This window comes from Streptomyces sp. NPDC051364 (assembly GCF_040682115.1).
Lineage (GTDB): Bacteria > Actinomycetota > Actinomycetes > Streptomycetales > Streptomycetaceae > Streptomyces.
In genome coordinates this window covers 39,993-55,128 of the sequence record NZ_JBFBAH010000029.1, presented here as the reverse complement: position 1 = coordinate 55,128, position 15,136 = coordinate 39,993, and the positions used below count along the sequence as shown (strand labels likewise).

Here is a 15,136-nt window from a genome sequence, read left to right as displayed (position 1 = left end):
GCCCGCCTGAACCATCCAAATCTGACATGCAGGAGCACGTGGTGATCGAAGAAATCCTCCTCGAGGCCGAGGAGAAGATGGAGAAGGCCGTCGTCGTCGCCAAGGAAGACTTCGCGGCGATCCGCACCGGTCGTGCGCACCCGGCGATGTTCAACAAGATCGTGGCGGACTACTACGGCGCCATCACCCCCATCAACCAGCTCGCGTCCTTCTCGGTGCCCGAGCCGCGCATGGCGATCGTGACCCCGTTCGACAAGAGCGCCCTGCGCAACATCGAGCAGGCCATCCGCGACTCGGACCTGGGCGTCAACCCCAGCAACGACGGCAATATCATCCGGGTGACCTTCCCCGAGCTGACGCAGGACCGCCGCAAGGAGTACATCAAGGTCGCGCGCACCAAGGCCGAGGACTCCAAGGTCTCGATCCGCTCCATCCGCCGCAAGGCGAAGGACGCCCTCGACAAGCTCGTCAAGGACAAGGAGTCCGGCGAGGACGAGGTGCGCCGCGCGGAGAAGGAGCTCGACGACACGACCGCGAAGTACGTCGCGCAGGTCGACGAGCTGCTCAAGCACAAGGAAGCCGAGCTCCTCGAGGTCTGATGAACGACTCTCCCTGGGCCACGGAGCAGGTTCCGGCGGGTCCCGCATACGATGCGCTGGTGGGCCCGCACACTCGGCCCATGCCCATCGTGCCCGATGCCGCCGGCCGTGACTTCGACGACCGGGAAGCACGCGATCGGGGGGCCGCCGCCGACGGCGGCCCCCCGTTCCGCGCCGAGACGCCGCTGCAGGAGCCCATGCCCAGCCCCCCGCCTCCGCCCTCGCAGGCACCGCAGGACGCCTCGCCCCCGCCGCAGAAGAAGCGGGCGGGGCGAGACCTGCGTGCCGCCATAGGGGTCGGCGTCGGCCTCGGTGCGGTGATCTTCGCTTCGCTGTTCATCGTGAAGGCGGTCTTCGTCGGCGTCATCGTCGTCGCGGTCGTCGTGGGCCTGTGGGAGCTCACCTCCCGGCTCCAGGAGAAGAAGGGCATCAAGGCGCCGCTCGTCCCGCTCGCGGTCGGCGGCGCCGCCATGGTCATCGCCGGATACGTCCGGGGGGCCGAGGGCGCCTGGGTGGCCATGGCCCTGACCGCGCTGGCGGTCCTGGTCTGGCGGATGACCGAACCGCCCGAGGACTACCTCAAGGACGTCACCGCAGGCGTCTTCGCGGCGTTCTACGTGCCCTTCCTGGCCACCTTCGTCGCGATGCTGCTCACCGCCGACGACGGTCCGGAGCGCGTGGTCACGTTCCTGCTGCTGACCGTGGTCAGCGACACCGGGGCCTACGCGGTGGGCTGGCGCTTCGGCAAGCACAAGCTGGCGCCGCGCATCAGCCCCGGCAAGACCCGCGAGGGGCTGTTCGGCGCGGTGGCCTTCGCGATGGCGGCCGGCGCGCTGTGCATGGAGTTCCTGATCGACGGGGGCGCCTGGTGGCAGGGCCTGCTGCTCGGTCTCGCCGTCGCGGTCAGCGCCACGCTGGGCGACCTCGGCGAGTCGATGATCAAGCGGGACCTGGGCATCAAGGACATGGGCACGCTGCTGCCGGGCCACGGCGGCATCATGGACCGGCTCGACTCCCTGCTGCCGACCGCCCCGGTGGTGTGGCTGCTGTTGGCGGCGTTCGTGGGGACCGGCTGATCCCTGCTGCCGGGCCACGGCGCCCTGCGGCGGAGCCGCATATCGGATACGGCATGGACCGGCTCGACTCCCTGCTGCCGACCGCCCCGGTGGTGTGGCTGCTGCTGGCGGCGTTCGTGGGGACCGGCTGATCCCTGCTGCCGGGCCACGGCGCCCTGCGGCGGAGCCGCATATCGGATACAGCATGGACCGGCTCGACTCCCTGGTGCCGACCGCCCCGGTGGTGTGGCTGCTGCTGGCGGCGTTCGTCGGCACGGGCTGAAACCGGCCTCCGCGGGTTCCGGCCGACGGGCGGTTCACCAGGGGGACCCCGCTGAGCTGGGGCGACGTACGTCCGAAGGCTTCAGGTGGGTCCGGGCGGTTACTCTTGAAAGGCGCGCTGCTTCTGCGGCGCGCCTTTCGTCTTACGAGGAGTACCTGCCATGGCCCGCCCCGTCCCGGGAGAGCTCACCTTCGTCGCCCCTCGCGGAGCCAAGAAGCCGCCCCGGCATCTCGCCGACCTCACCCCCGAGGAGCGTCGCGAGGCGGTCGCCGCGATCGGTGAGAAGCCGTTCCGGGCCAAGCAGCTCTCGCAGCACTACTTCGCCCGGTACACGCACGACCCGGCCGAGTGGACGGACATTCCGGCGGGCTCCCGCGAGAAGCTCCAGCAGGAGCTGCTCCCCGAGCTGATGAACGTCATCCGGCACATCTCGTGCGACGACGACACCACCCGCAAGACCCTGTGGAAGCTGCACGACGGCACGCTCGTCGAGTCCGTGCTGATGCGCTACCCCGACCGGGTCACCATGTGCATCTCCTCGCAGGCCGGCTGCGGTATGAACTGCCCGTTCTGCGCCACCGGCCAGGCGGGCCTGGACCGCAATCTGTCCACCGCCGAGATCGTCCACCAGATCGTCGACGGCATGCGCGCGCTGCGCGACGGCGAGGTCCCCGGCGGACCGGCCCGGCTGTCCAACATCGTCTTCATGGGCATGGGCGAGCCGCTGGCGAACTACAAGCGGGTCGTCGGCGCCATCCGCCGCCTCACCGACCCCGAGCCCGACGGTCTGGGCCTGTCGCAGCGCGGCATCACCGTCTCCACCGTCGGCCTGGTCCCGGCGATGCTGCGGTTCGCCGACGAGGGCTTCAAGTGCCGCCTCGCGGTCTCCCTGCACGCGCCGGACGACGAGCTGCGCGACACCCTCGTGCCTGTGAACACCCGCTGGAACGTCCGCGAGGTCCTCGATGCGGCCTGGGAGTACGCCGAGAAGTCCGGCCGCCGGATCTCCATCGAGTACGCCCTGATCCGCGACATCAATGACCAGGCCTGGCGCGGCGACCTCCTGGGCAAGCTGCTCAAGGGTAAGCGTGTCCACGTCAACCTGATCCCGCTGAACCCGACGCCGGGCTCGAAGTGGACCGCCTCGCGTCCCGAGGACGAGAAGGCCTTCGTGGAGGCCATCGCCCGCCACGGCGTGCCGGTGACCGTCCGCGACACCCGCGGTCAGGAGATCGACGGCGCGTGCGGCCAGCTGGCGGCCTCGGAGCGCTAGCCTGCGGTTTTCGCGGGCCCGATTCGGCCACGAGGTACCCTGTGGCCGAACCAATTGCATATTCCGACAGGGGAGCGCCACAGCGCTGAGAGTGCGGTAACCGTCATCCGCAGACCCTCTGAACCTCGCCCCGGTCATTCGGGGTAGGAAGTTCGGTCATCACTCAAGCTGTTGCGCCCTGCCCGGCGACCGCTCGCACTGAGCGCCGGGCAGGGCCGCGTCTTCTCCTGGACATCCCAGGAGGAATTCACCAGTGAGCACCACCAAGAAGTTCGCGGGCGCAGCGCTCGCGGCCGCGCTCGGCGTCGCCACGCTCAGCGCCTGCGGCGGCGGCGACGCCAAGGACAAGTCCGCGGGCGGCGCGGGCGAGGCGCCGAAGTCCAAGACGGTCACGCTCGTCTCCCACGACTCCTTCAACGTGACCGACACGGTCCTCAAGGAGTTCGAGCAGCAGAGCGGCTACACCGTCAAGGTCCTGAAGTCCGGGGACGCGGGCGCCGCCCTCAACCAGGAGATCCTCACCAAGGGCTCCCCGCGCGGCGACGTCTTCTTCGGTGTCGACAACACCCTCCTCTCGCGCGCCCTCGACAACGGGATCTTCACGCCGTACGAGGCCAAGGGCCTGGCCGACGTGAAGCCCGAGTTCGTGCTCGACAAGGAGCACCGGGTCACCCCGATCGACTCCGGCGACATCTGCGTCAACTACGACAAGGCGTACTTCGCCGACAAGAAGCTCGCCCCGCCGCAGACGCTGGACGACCTGATCAAGCCCGAGTACAAGAACCTGCTGGTCACCGAGAACGCGGCGACCTCCTCGCCGGGCCTCGGCTTCCTCCTCGCCTCCGTCGGCAAGTACGGCGATGGGGGTACCTCCCAGGGCGAAGCCTCTGGGGGAGGGTGGAAGGACTACTGGACCAAGCTCAAGGCCAACGGCGTCGAGGTCGTCGACGGCTGGGAGCAGGCCTACAACGAGCGCTTCTCGGGCTCCGCGGGCGGCAAGAAGGCCAAGGGCGACCGCCCGCTGGTCGTCTCCTACGCCTCCAGCCCGCCGGTCGAGGTCCTGTACGGCGAGCCGCAGCCGGCCGAGGCCCCCACGGGCGTCTCCACCGGCACCTGCTTCCGCCAGGTCGAGTTCGCGGGCCTGCTCAAGGGCGCGAAGAACGAGGAGGGCGGCAAGGCGCTCCTGGACTTCCTGGTGAGCAAGAAGTTCCAGGAGGACATGCCGCTGCAGATGTTCGTGAACCCGGTGGTCAAGGACGCGAAGCTGCCGGAGCTGTTCACGAAGCACGGCGCGGTCGTCGAGAAGCCGGAGAACGTCGCTCCGGAGACCATCGCCAAGAACCGTGAGCAGTGGGTCAAGACATGGTCCTCGCTCGTCGTGAAGTAGGACGCGAGAGCACTCCTGCGAAGGAGGGCGCACGCGGTACGGCCGTCAGGCTCGCCCTGATGGCCGTACCGCTCGCCTTCTTCGGGCTGTTCTTCGCCTATCCCGTCGCCGCGATCGTCGGCCGCGGGATCAAGACCGAGGACGGCTGGCAGTTCGGCCGGATCGGCGAGGTGCTGACCCAGCCCGACATCGCCGAGGTGCTCTGGTTCACCACCTGGCAGGCGTTCGCGTCCACGGCGCTCACGCTCCTGATCGCACTCCCCGGCGCGTACGTCTTCGCGCGCTTCGAGTTCCCCGGCAAACAGCTGCTGCGGGCGGTGGTCACGGTCCCGTTCGTGCTGCCGACCGTGGTGGTCGGCACGGCCTTCCTGGCGCTGGTCGGGCGGGGCGGGCTGCTGGACGAGCTGTGGGGCGTCCGGCTGGACACCACCGTGTGGGCGATCCTGCTCGCGCACGTCTTCTTCAACTACGCCGTCGTCGTACGGACGGTCGGCGGGCTCTGGGCACAGCTCGACCCGCGCCAGGAGGAGGCCGCCCGGGTGCTGGGCGCCGGGCGGTTCGCCGCCTGGCGGCGGGTGACGCTGCCCGCGCTCGGGCCGGCCGTGGCCGCCGCCTCGCTGATGGTGTTCCTGTTCACCTTCACCTCCTTCGGCGTCGTGCAGATCCTGGGCGGTCCCTCGTACGCCACCCTCGAGGTGGAGGTCTACCGGCAGACCGCGCAGCTGCTGGACCTGCCGACGGCCGCCGTCCTCACGATGGTGCAGTTCGTGGCGGTCGGCCTGATCCTCGGTATTCACGCCTGGACCGTGCGCAGGCGCGAGACCGCCCTGAGGCTGGTGGACCCGGCGCGGACCGCACACCGGCCGAGCGGGCCCGGGCAGCGCGCCCTGCTGGGCGGGGTGCTGCTGACGGTGGCGCTCCTGATCGTGGCCCCGCTGCTGGTTCTGGTGGAACGGTCCTTCGACGCCCCGGGCGGGTACGGGTTCGGCTTCTACCGGGCGCTCCAGGACGCGGGCGCCGGCGGCGGAACGTTCCTGGTGCCACCGCTGGAGGCGATCTGGAACTCCTTGCAGTACGCGCTCGCCGCCACCGCCATCGCCCTGGTGATCGGGGGGCTCGCGGCTGCGGCGCTGACCCGGCGCGGGGGCCGGTTCGTGCGCGGGTTCGATGCGCTGCTGATGCTTCCGCTGGGGGTGTCGGCGGTGACCGTCGGCTTCGGCTTCCTGATCACCCTGGACGAGCCGCCGCTGGATCTGCGGACCTCGTGGATCCTGGTGCCACTGGCCCAGGCGCTGGTGGGCGTGCCGTTCGTCGTACGGACCATGCTGCCGGTGCTGCGCGCCGTCGACGGGCGGCTGCGCGAGGCCGCCGCCGTGCTCGGGGCGTCCCCGCTGCGGGCCTGGCGGGAGGTGGACCTGCCGCTGGTGCGGCGGGCGCTGCTGATCGCGGCCGGGTTCGCCTTCGCCGTCTCGCTGGGGGAGTTCGGCGCGACCGTCTTCATCGCGCGGCCCGACCGTCCGACGCTGCCGGTGGCCGTGGCACGGCTGCTGGGACGGGCCGGTGAACTCAACTACGGGCAGGCGATGGCCCTGAGCACGATTCTGATGCTGGTGTGCGCGGTGTCCCTGCTGGTGCTGGAGCGGCTGCGCCCCGACAAGACCTCGGGAGAGTTCTGATGACGTTGCTCGAACTGGCCGGGGTGTCGGTCCGCTTCGGCGAGCGTGCCGTCGTCGACGTGGTGGATCTGGAGGTCGCCGAGCACGAGATCGTGTGCGTGCTCGGGCCGAGCGGGAGCGGCAAGTCCACGCTGCTGCGGGTCGTCGCCGGACTCCAGCCGGTCTCCTCCGGGCGGGTGCTGCTCGGCGGGGCGGACCAGGTACGGGTGCCCGTGCACCGGCGCGGGGTCGGCCTGATGTTCCAGGACCACCAGCTGTTCCCGCACCGGGACGTGGGCGGGAACGTCGCGTTCGGGCTGCGCATGGGGGGCTCCGGCCGCGGGTCCTGCGAAGCCCGGGTCGCGGAATTGCTGGAGCTGGTCGGGCTGCCCGGGGCCCAGGGCCGGTCCGTGTCCTCCCTCTCGGGCGGTGAGCAGCAGCGGGTGGCCCTGGCCCGGGCGCTGGCCCCCGCACCGCGGCTGCTGATGCTGGACGAACCGCTGGGGCAGCTGGACCGGGGGCTGCGCGAGCGGCTGGTGGTGGAGCTGCGGGGGCTGTTCTCCCGGCTCGGGACCACGGTGCTGGCCGTCACCCACGACCAGGGGGAGGCCTTCGCCCTGGCCGACCGGGTGGTGGTGATGCAGGACGGGCGGATCGCGCAGGCCGGGACCCCGCTGGAGGTCTGGCAGCGGCCGGCCTCGGAGTTCGTGGCGCGGTTCCTCGGCTTCGAGAACGTGGTCCCGGCGAAGGTGTCGGGCGGGGCCGCGGTGACGGCCTGGGGCAAGGTCCTGGTGCCGGCCGGTTCCCCGCAGGGCGAGCGGCGGATCCTGGTCCGGCCGGCGGGTGTGGTGCTCGCGGCGGCCGGGCTGCGGTGTGAGGTGCTCGCACGGACGTTCCGTGGGACGCATGTGGCGCTGCGGCTGCGGCCGGAGGCGGGGCCGGAGCTGGAGGCGGAGTGCGGGCTGGCCGGTGCCCCGGCCGTGGGGGACCGGGTCGCGGTGTCCTTCGCCCCGGCCGAGGTGGTCGTCCTCCCGGCGGTGTAGCCGCTGCGCGGGGCTTGTCCCCTGCCCGCCCTTCGCCCTCCCCCAGCTACCGCTGGGAGGTGCCCCCACCCGGGCTCGGCCCGGACCCGGTCCTCAAACGCCGGTCGGGCTGAACGGACCCGGGGCTCCGCCCCGGACCCCGCGCCTCACACGCCGGCGGGGCTGGGATTGGCGGGGGCGGATTCGGGGGTGGGGTCTTCGGCCGGGGTTTCTGCGCCGTCGTGGTTGCCGTACCAGGCGACGGCCACCGCGCCCGTGACGGCCAGGACGAAGCCGAGGACCGCCAGCCATGCCAGGCCCGGCCGCGACGCGTCGCCCAGCCACAGGACGCCGATCGCACCCGGCAGAACGGTCTCGCCGACCACCAATGCGGCTGTCGCGCCGTTCACCGAGCCGATCTGGAGGGCGACCGTGTGCAGGTACATGCCGCCCACACCGGCCAGCAGGATGGCGTAGAGGGCCGGGTCGGCGAGCAGCTTGCCCAGGTCGAACGGGTCGACCCCGTCGAGGATGCGGACGCCGACGCCGAGCGCGCCGAAGGCCAGGCCCGACAGCAGGCCCGCGAGGATCGCGGCCCGGGCGCCCAGGAGGCGGACGGCCACCGTGCCACCCGCGATGATCAGCAGGGTCACGGCGAACAGCCACCAGTGCGTGGACATCGGGGCGTGGTGGCCGCCCTCGTGGCCCGCCGCCGTCGCCAGCAGCACCAGCGCCGCGCAGACGACCCCGATCGAGGTCCATTCCTTCCGGGTCAGCCGGATGTCCAGCATCTTCACGCTCAGCACGGCGGTGATCACCAGGTTGGCACTGATCACCGTCTGGGAGAGGAACAGGGGCAGCAGCCGGGCGGCGAGCGCGCCCAGTCCGAAGCCGACGAAGTCCAGGATGGTGCCGACGATGAACTCCCACGTCATCGCCGCCTTCGCGGTGGACGAGAGGTTCGGGCCGCCGTGCGCGGTCACCCCGGCGGCGGCCGGGGACATCCGGGCCGCTTTGCGCGAGCCGACGGCTTGCAGGACGGACCCCGTGCCGTAGCAGATGGATGCCGCGATCGCGGTCAGCAGGCCTATGAGCACCGAGGGCTCCGTTCACGTCTGGCAGGGTTTTGCACTTTGATTACCTATGGCAGACGTGCGATCGGGCCGGGAAGTTGCCTCGGTCCGTCACTCACTTCATCGAAGCGAGTACGGCGGGGACCTCGGCCACCGAGTCGACCAGCGCGATCCGGGACTCCATCGCACGGCCTCGCGCCAGCGCCTGGAGCAGCGGCCACGCGGGCAGGTGCTCGGTCCAGTGCGTACGCCCGACCAGCACCATCGGGGTCGGCTCGCCCCGCGACCCGTAGTAGTTCGGCGTCGCGTTGTCGAATATCTCCTGGAGGGTGCCCGCGGCGCCCGGCAGGAAGACCACACCCGCGTTCGACCGGGCGAGCAGCCCGTCCTCGCGGGTGGCGTTCGCGAAGTACTTGGCGATGTGGCCGGCGAAGGCGTTCGGCGGCTCGTGCCCGTAGAACCAGGTCGGGATCCCCACCGAGTCGCCGCCGCCGGGCCAGCGGTCCCGTACGGCGAACGCCGCCTGCGCCCACTCGGAGACCGAGGGCGCGAAGGACGGGGCCTTGGCCAGGATCTCCAGGGCCTCCGCCAGGGCGTGGTCCGGGGCCGGAGCCAGGTAGGCGCCGAGGTTGGCGGCCTCCATCGCGCCGGGTCCGCCGCCGGTGGCCACCGTCAGCCCGGACCGGGTGAGCTCCCGGCCGAGTTCGGCCGCGCCCTGGTAGTCCAGACCGCCGCGGGCCATCGCATGGCCGCCCATGACACCGACCACCCGGGCACCGGCGAGGTGCTCGTCGAGGGCGTCGGAGATCGCGTCGTCGTGGATGGACCGCAGCATCGAGGAGAAGATGTCGCCGTCCGCCTTGGTCTCCTGGAACCAGGCGTACGACTGGGCGTCAGGAGTGGCCTCGTATCCGGCGGACAGCCCCGCGAACAGCTCGTCGGCGGTGTACAGCAGGCCCCGGTACGGGTTGAAGGGCAGGTCCGGCACCGGCGGGAAGACCAGCGCACCGTCCGCACGCACCTTGGCCGACGCGTCGGGCTCCATCGCACAGCCCAGGAAGACGGCCGCGGAGGTGTCGGCGGACAGGAGGGCGAACGTGCGCTCCAGCAGGTTGACCGACTGGATCCGGTAGCCGCTGAGCGAGCCGCGGGCCACGACCTGGTCGAATTCGGCGAGCGTCTCGATCTCGATGTCTGCGTTGACCATTCGGCCCACCCTAAGGGCTGCCCGTGTCAGCGGGTCAACGCCAGTGACGTCAGCTGCGCCACACCCCATACGACCGGTACGCATACGGCCGCCAGCGCGGTGGCCCGCAGGGTCGCGGCCGTACGCAGGACCGTGCCCGGAGTGCCCAGGTCGCGCAGGGTCGCGCGGGTGTCGGAGCGGTGCTGGCGGACCTCCACGGCGCAGGTGAGCAGGGTCGCGGCCACGCACAGCGCCACCAGGGCGCAGGCCGGCCCGGTCAGCGGGCCCAGCGGGACGGGGAGGCCGCCCCGGTCGCGCAGGGCCGCGGCGGTGAGGGCACCCGCGCCGACCGCGCACAGCAGGCCGAGCGGACGGCCCAGCCGGGGCGCCTCCTCCTGGAGGGTCCGCCCGGCCAGCAGCCGCATGGCGCCCGGGCGGACCGTCTGCACCATGGCCCCGCAGGCGTAGGCCAGGCCCGGCCCCGCGAGGGAGAGCCCGACGGCGGTGAGTGCCCAGCCGGCCGGCATGCCGGCGCCGCCGAGGCCCGTGTACGCCTCGACCGCCAGTCCGCAGGCGGTGAGCGCGATACCCCAGGGCAGGCCGGTCTGCGGGGCCAGCGGAGGGTGCGGGCGCAGGGCGAGGGCCGTGGCGGCGGAGGCGGTCAGCGGCACCAGGGCCAGCAGGGTGAGGGCGGCCGCCACGGGCAGCGGCCGGTCGGCGTGCAGCATTCGGGCCCCGGCTCCGTCGAAGGGCAGGCCGGTGAGGTCGCCCCGCAGATGGAGGAAGGCGGCCAGGGCCAGGGCGCTGCCCAGGGTGCACGAGACGGCGGTGGAGACCGCCGCGACGAGGGCGAGCCGTACGGGGCCCAGCCCGACGGCGTCCATCCCCTCGCGGGGGCGGGTCGAGGGGTCCGTCCGGGCGACGGCGACCGCGAACTGCACGGTGACGGCGAGCGGGACCAGGGCCCACAGCAGGCGCGGGAACGATCCGGCAGGCCGGGCGGTGGCCTCGGCGAGCACGTACAGCAGGAGGAAACCGGTGCCGGCGCAGGCGGCGGCGACCAGCAGCCGGCGCAGCTGGACGAGCGGGCGGGAGCCGCGGGCTAGGCGGAGAGCGAGCACGCGGCCTGGCCCTCCGGGGTCTCGTCGGAAAGACCGCCGACGGCGGCCGCGGTTCCGGCGGGGCGGCCGTCGAGCAGCGCGACCCGGCGGTCGGCGACGGTCGCGGTCTCCTCGTCGTGCGTGGCCAGCACCACGGTGATCTCGTGCGAGCGGGCCGCGGTGGTGAGCGTACGGAGCAGCAGGGCGCGCTCGGTGCGGTGCAGCGGGGCGGTGGGTTCGTCGGCGAAGACCACGGCGGGCTCGTTCACGAGGGCCCGGGCGAGGGCGACCCGCTGGGATTCGGCGCGGGTCAGGGCACGCGGGCGCTTGCGGGCGAAGCCGCCGATGTCGAGGCGGTCCAGCCATTCGCAGGCGGCTGCCTTGGCCGTGCGGTGGGAGGCGCCGGCGATCAGCAGGGGCAGGGCGGCGTTCTCCCAGACCTTGAGCTCGGGCAGCAGCAGGGGATCGGGGCCGATCCAGCCGAACCGGTCGCGGCGCAGCCGTTCGCGGGCCAGCGCGCCCATGGTGTGGACGGGCACGCTGTTGAACCAGATCTCGCCCTGCTCGGGCACCACGTGTCCGGCCAGGCATCGCAGCAGCGTGGTCTTCCCGCTGCCGCGCGGGCCGGTCAGGGCCAGGATCTCGCCCTGGCGGACGCCGACCGAGACCCCGATGAGGCCGGGTGAACCGCTGTGGGAGTAGTGAACGGACCGTGCCCAGAGGACGTCATTGTCCGGTGGGGCGTTGTCCGGTGGAGCCACCATGGCGTACACCTCCGTCCGGGGGAACGAAGCGGAACCGGTTCGGTCACTGGCGCCGCACTGAGATGTAAAGAGATGAACGTCTTGGATGGTGACAGCACACGGCCCGGACCCCCGCGTTCTCACTCGAACGGAGGATCCGGGCCGTGTGGTTCGGACTATTTGCCGCTCTTTGCAGCGCTGCCGGTTACAGCTTGGTCCACGCCTCGGTGAGCACCGAGCGCAGGATGCCTTCGATCTCGTCGAAGGTGCCCTGGTCCGCGATCAGCGGCGGGGCCAGCTGGATGACCGGGTCGCCACGGTCGTCGGCACGGCAGTACAGGCCGTTCTCGAAGAGCGCCTTGGAGAGGAAGCCGTAGAGCACGCGCTCGGTCTCCTCGTCCGTGAAGGACTCCTTGGTGACCTTGTCCTTGACGAGCTCGATGCCGTAGAAGAAGCCGTTGCCGCGGACGTCGCCGACGATGGGCAGGTCGTGCAGCTTCTTCAGCGTCGAGAAGAAGGCGTCCTCGTTGTCCAGCACGTGCTGGTTGAGGCCTTCCTTGTCGAAGATGTCGAGGTTGGCGAGCGCCACCGCGGAGGACACCGGGTGTCCGCCGAAGGTGTAGCCGTGCAGGAAGGTGTTGCCGCCCTTGTAGAACGGCTCGGCGATGCGGTCCGAGACGATGCAGGCACCGATCGGGGAGTAGCCCGAGGTCATGCCCTTGGCGCAGGTGATCATGTCCGGGATGTAGTCGAACTTGTCACAGGCGAACATCGTGCCGAGGCGGCCGAAGGCGCAGATCGTCTCGTCGGAGACGAGGAGCACGTCGTACTCGTCGCAGATCTCGCGGACCCGCTGGAAGTACCCGGGCGGCGGGGGGAAGCAGCCGCCGGCGTTCTGCACCGGCTCGAGGAAGACGGCGGCGACGGTGTCGGCGCCCTCGAACAGGATCTCCTGCTCGATCTGGTCGGCGCACCAGCGGCCGAAGGCCTCCGGGTCGTCGCCGTAGATCGGGGCGCGGTAGATGTTGGTGTTCGGCACCTTGTGCGCGCCGGGTACCAGCGGCTCGAAGGGGGCCTTCAGGGCCGGCAGGCCGGTGATGGACAGGGCGCCCTGCGGGGTGCCGTGGTAGGCGACCGCGCGGGAGATGACCTTGTACTTGGTGTGCTTGCCCTGCAGCTTGAAGTACTGCTTGGCGAGCTTCCACGCGGTCTCGACGGCCTCGCCGCCGCCGGTGGTGAAGAAGACCTTGTTCAGGTCGCCCGGGGCGTAGCCGGCGAGGCGCTCGGCCAGCTCGACGGCCTGGGGGTGCGCGTACGACCAGATGGGGAAGAACGCGAGTTGCTGGGCCTGCTTGTAGGCGACCTCGGCCAGTTCCTTGCGGCCGTGACCGGCGTTGACCACGAACAGTCCGGCGAGACCGTCCAGGTAGCGCTTGCCCTTGTCGTCGAAGATGTAGGCGCCCTCACCCCGCACGATGGTGGGGACGGGGGAGTTCTCGTACGACGACATGCGGGTGAAGTGCATCCACAGGTGGTCGTATGCGGTCTTGGAGAGGTCCTGGCTCACGGGCTATCGAGTTCCCCACATGTAGGTCTGCTTCTTCAGCTTCAGATAAACGAAGCTTTCGGTTGATCGCACGCCGGGGAGCGCGCGGATCTTCTTGTTGATCGTCTCCAGCAGGTGGTCGTCGTCCTCGCAGACGATCTCCACCATCAGGTCGAACGAGCCCGCGGTCATGACCACGTACTCGCACTCGGCCATCTGGGTCAGTGCGTCGGCCACCGGGTCGAGGTCACCCTCGACGTTGATGCCGACCATGGCCTGGCGTCGCAGGCCCACGGTGAGCGGGTCGGTGACGGCGACGATCTGCATGACGCCCTGGTCGAGCAGCTTCTGCACGCGCTGGCGTACAGCTGCCTCCGACAGGCCGACGGCCTTGCCGATCGCTGCGTAGGGACGGCGCCCGTCCTCCTGCAGTTGCTCGATGATCGCCAGGGACACAGCATCGACCGAAGGGGACGGTTGTCTGTTCCTGGAATCTGCGCTTCGACTGACCACGACCTCACTGTGCACGAGGAGTCGTCTGTTCCGCAAGACGGAATCGATGAAATCCGTTGTCTGGGGACCTTGATCTCACTGATTTCGTAGTTCGTGGCGTCTGGCCCTGCCGAAAGCGTCCGCCTAGGGGCTAAGATTGGGATTCGTCTCAATCGTTGGACATGTGATCAGGAGTGTGGCTGGAGTGACCACCGAACTGCGTCGTCTGCGCAACTACATCGGCGGAGAGTTCAAGGACGCCGCCGACGGGCGGACCACCGAGGTGGTCAACCCCGCCACCGGCGAGGTGTACGCCACCGCCCCGCTCTCCGGCCAGGCCGATGTCGACGCCGCCATGGCCGCTGCCGCGGCCGCCTTCCCGGGCTGGCGCGACACCACCCCCTCCGAGCGGCAGAAGGCCCTGCTCAAGATCGCGGACGCCTTCGAGGCGCGCGCGGACGAGCTCGTGGCCGCCGAGTCGGAGAACACCGGCAAGCCGCTGGGCCTCACGGCCAGCGAGGAGCTGCCGCCGATGGTGGACCAGATCCGCTTCTTCGCGGGTGCGGCCCGCCTGCTCGAGGGCCGCTCGGCCGGCGAGTACATGGACGGGATGACCTCGATCATCCGCCGTGAGCCGGTCGGCGTATGCGCCCAGGTCGCGCCGTGGAACTACCCGATGATGATGGCCGTGTGGAAGTTCGCCCCGGCCATCGCCGCGGGCAACACCGTGGTGCTCAAGCCCTCGGACACCACCCCGGCCTCCACCGTCCTGATGGCCGAGATCATCGACTCGGTCCTGCCCAAGGGCGTCTTCAACGTCATCTGCGGTGACCGCGAGACCGGCAAGGCCATGGTCGAGCACTCCACCCCGGCGATGGCCTCCATCACCGGCTCGGTGCGCGCGGGCATGCAGGTCGCCGAGAGCGCCTCGAAGGACGTCAAGCGCGTCCACCTGGAGCTCGGCGGCAAGGCCCCGGTCGTGGTCTTCGAGGACGCCGACATCGCGAAGGCCGTCGAGGACATCGCGGTCGCCGGCTACTTCAACGCCGGCCAGGACTGCACCGCCGCGACCCGTGTGCTCGTGCACGAGTCCATCCACGACGAGTTCGTGAGCGCCCTCGCCAAGGCCGCGGCCGACACCAAGACCGGCCAGCCGGACGACGAGGACGTGCTCTACGGCCCGCTGAACAACCCGAACCAGCTCAAGCAGGTCGCGGGCTTCATCGAGCGCCTCCCGGCGCACGCCAAGGTCGAGGCGGGCGGCCACCAGGTCGGCGAGAAGGGCTACTTCTACGCCCCGACCGTGGTCTCGGGCCTCAAGCAGGACGACGAGATCATCCAGAACGAGGTCTTCGGCCCCGTCATCACCGTCCAGCCCTTCACGGACGAGGCCCAGGCCCTGGAGTTCGCGAACGGCGTCGAGTTCGCCCTCGCCTCCTCCGTGTGGACCAAGGACCACGGCCGCGCGATGCGAATGTCCAAGAACCTCGACTTCGGCTGCGTGTGGATCAACACCCACATCCCGCTCGTCGCCGAGATGCCCCACGGCGGCTTCAAGAAGTCCGGCTACGGCAAGGACCTCTCCGCCTACGGCTTCGAGGACTACACGCGCATCAAGCACGTGATGACCTCGCTCAACGGCTGATCGGTCTCCACGGAGATCGCATCGATCACCGAAGGAGCTTGAGAGGGCGGGCAGTAGACAATGTGTCTATTGCCCGC

At 70.7% G+C, this 15,136-nt stretch carries 14 protein-coding genes and 1 riboswitch; of the genes, 8 read left to right on the top strand and 6 right to left on the bottom strand.

Annotated elements, in window-relative coordinates; genetic code table 11:
• Positions 1-41 precede the first annotated feature (41 nt).
• The 7 genes from frr (at position 42) to AB0M76_RS35085 (ending at position 7,295) form a co-directional block, all read left to right on the top strand.
• Positions 42-599, top strand: coding sequence for a ribosome recycling factor (gene frr, locus AB0M76_RS35115; protein ID WP_030298420.1), 558 nt, complete (start codon positions 42-44; stop codon positions 597-599).
• Entirely contained in the window at positions 599-1,675 is a 1,077-nt protein-coding gene (locus tag AB0M76_RS35110; protein WP_365956813.1) for a phosphatidate cytidylyltransferase, read from the top strand. The genes frr and AB0M76_RS35110 overlap by 1 nt, the downstream gene beginning before the upstream one ends.
• A gap of 94 nt (positions 1,676-1,769) precedes the next feature.
• Positions 1,770-1,937, top strand: a complete 168-nt coding sequence (locus AB0M76_RS35105; RefSeq protein WP_365956812.1) for a hypothetical protein — start codon at positions 1,770-1,772, stop codon at positions 1,935-1,937.
• Between the two features lie 160 nt (positions 1,938-2,097).
• Positions 2,098-3,210, top strand: a complete 1,113-nt coding sequence (gene rlmN, locus AB0M76_RS35100; protein WP_266997254.1) for a 23S rRNA (adenine(2503)-C(2))-methyltransferase RlmN — start codon at positions 2,098-2,100, stop codon at positions 3,208-3,210.
• Between the two features lie 58 nt (positions 3,211-3,268).
• Positions 3,269-3,378: riboswitch (TPP riboswitch) on the top strand.
• A gap of 85 nt (positions 3,379-3,463) precedes the next feature.
• Positions 3,464-4,597: a thiamine ABC transporter substrate-binding protein gene (locus tag AB0M76_RS35095; RefSeq protein WP_365956811.1), complete on the top strand. Its 1,134-nt coding sequence runs from the start codon at positions 3,464-3,466 to the stop codon at positions 4,595-4,597.
• A 59-nt stretch (positions 4,598-4,656) separates the two neighbouring features.
• Entirely contained in the window at positions 4,657-6,273 is a 1,617-nt protein-coding gene (locus AB0M76_RS35090) for an iron ABC transporter permease (RefSeq protein ID WP_365956810.1), read from the top strand.
• Positions 6,273-7,295 carry an ABC transporter ATP-binding protein gene (locus AB0M76_RS35085; RefSeq protein WP_365956809.1) on the top strand — a complete coding sequence of 341 codons (1,023 nt, stop codon included), beginning with the start codon at positions 6,273-6,275 and terminating at the stop codon, positions 7,293-7,295. The genes AB0M76_RS35090 and AB0M76_RS35085 overlap by 1 nt, the downstream gene beginning before the upstream one ends.
• A 146-nt stretch (positions 7,296-7,441) precedes the next feature.
• Here AB0M76_RS35085 and AB0M76_RS35080 read toward each other — a convergent pair whose 3' ends face one another.
• The 6 genes from AB0M76_RS35080 to AB0M76_RS35055 form a co-directional block, all read right to left on the bottom strand.
• Positions 7,442-8,371 (bottom strand): hypothetical protein, encoded by a 930-nt coding sequence (locus AB0M76_RS35080; RefSeq protein WP_365956808.1) that lies wholly within the window; start codon positions 8,369-8,371, stop codon positions 7,442-7,444.
• 91 nt (positions 8,372-8,462) lie between these two features.
• Positions 8,463-9,554: an LOG family protein gene (locus AB0M76_RS35075; RefSeq protein WP_365956807.1), complete on the bottom strand. Its 1,092-nt coding sequence runs from the start codon at positions 9,552-9,554 to the stop codon at positions 8,463-8,465.
• Between the two features lie 26 nt (positions 9,555-9,580).
• The gene (locus tag AB0M76_RS35070) at positions 9,581-10,654 is read right to left on the bottom strand and encodes a hypothetical protein (protein ID WP_365956806.1); all 1,074 of its coding nucleotides are present in this window, start codon (positions 10,652-10,654) and stop codon (positions 9,581-9,583) included.
• On the bottom strand, positions 10,636-11,397 hold the full coding sequence (locus AB0M76_RS35065; protein ID WP_365956805.1) for an ATP-binding cassette domain-containing protein: 762 nt from the start codon (positions 11,395-11,397) through the stop codon (positions 10,636-10,638). The genes AB0M76_RS35070 and AB0M76_RS35065 overlap by 19 nt, the downstream gene beginning before the upstream one ends.
• Positions 11,398-11,581: 184 nt before the next feature.
• Positions 11,582-12,943, bottom strand: coding sequence for an aspartate aminotransferase family protein (locus AB0M76_RS35060; RefSeq protein ID WP_365956804.1), 1,362 nt, complete (start codon positions 12,941-12,943; stop codon positions 11,582-11,584).
• Positions 12,944-12,946: 3 nt separating this feature from the next.
• Positions 12,947-13,450 (bottom strand): Lrp/AsnC family transcriptional regulator, encoded by a 504-nt coding sequence (locus tag AB0M76_RS35055; RefSeq protein ID WP_030298396.1) that lies wholly within the window; start codon positions 13,448-13,450, stop codon positions 12,947-12,949.
• Between the two features lie 169 nt (positions 13,451-13,619).
• Here AB0M76_RS35055 and AB0M76_RS35050 point away from each other — a divergent pair, with 169 nt between their 5' ends.
• Positions 13,620-15,059 carry a gamma-aminobutyraldehyde dehydrogenase gene (locus tag AB0M76_RS35050; RefSeq protein ID WP_365956803.1) on the top strand — a complete coding sequence of 480 codons (1,440 nt, stop codon included), beginning with the start codon at positions 13,620-13,622 and terminating at the stop codon, positions 15,057-15,059.
• Positions 15,060-15,136: the final 77 nt, after the last annotated feature.

What these genes read in the sequence shown, in the direction of transcription:
- rlmN (WP_266997254.1), top strand. Translation starts at nt 2,098, where the DNA reads ATGGCCCGCCCCGTCCCGGGAGAGCTCACCTTCGTCGCCCCTCGCGGA.
- AB0M76_RS35075 (WP_365956807.1), bottom strand. Translation starts at nt 9,554, where the DNA reads ATGGTCAACGCAGACATCGAGATCGAGACGCTCGCCGAATTCGACCAG.
- AB0M76_RS35110 (WP_365956813.1), top strand. Translation starts at nt 599, where the DNA reads ATGAACGACTCTCCCTGGGCCACGGAGCAGGTTCCGGCGGGTCCCGCA.
- AB0M76_RS35090 (WP_365956810.1), top strand. Translation starts at nt 4,657, where the DNA reads ATGGCCGTACCGCTCGCCTTCTTCGGGCTGTTCTTCGCCTATCCCGTC.
- AB0M76_RS35085 (WP_365956809.1), top strand. Translation starts at nt 6,273, where the DNA reads ATGACGTTGCTCGAACTGGCCGGGGTGTCGGTCCGCTTCGGCGAGCGT.
- AB0M76_RS35065 (WP_365956805.1), bottom strand. Translation starts at nt 11,397, where the DNA reads ATGGTGGCTCCACCGGACAACGCCCCACCGGACAATGACGTCCTCTGG.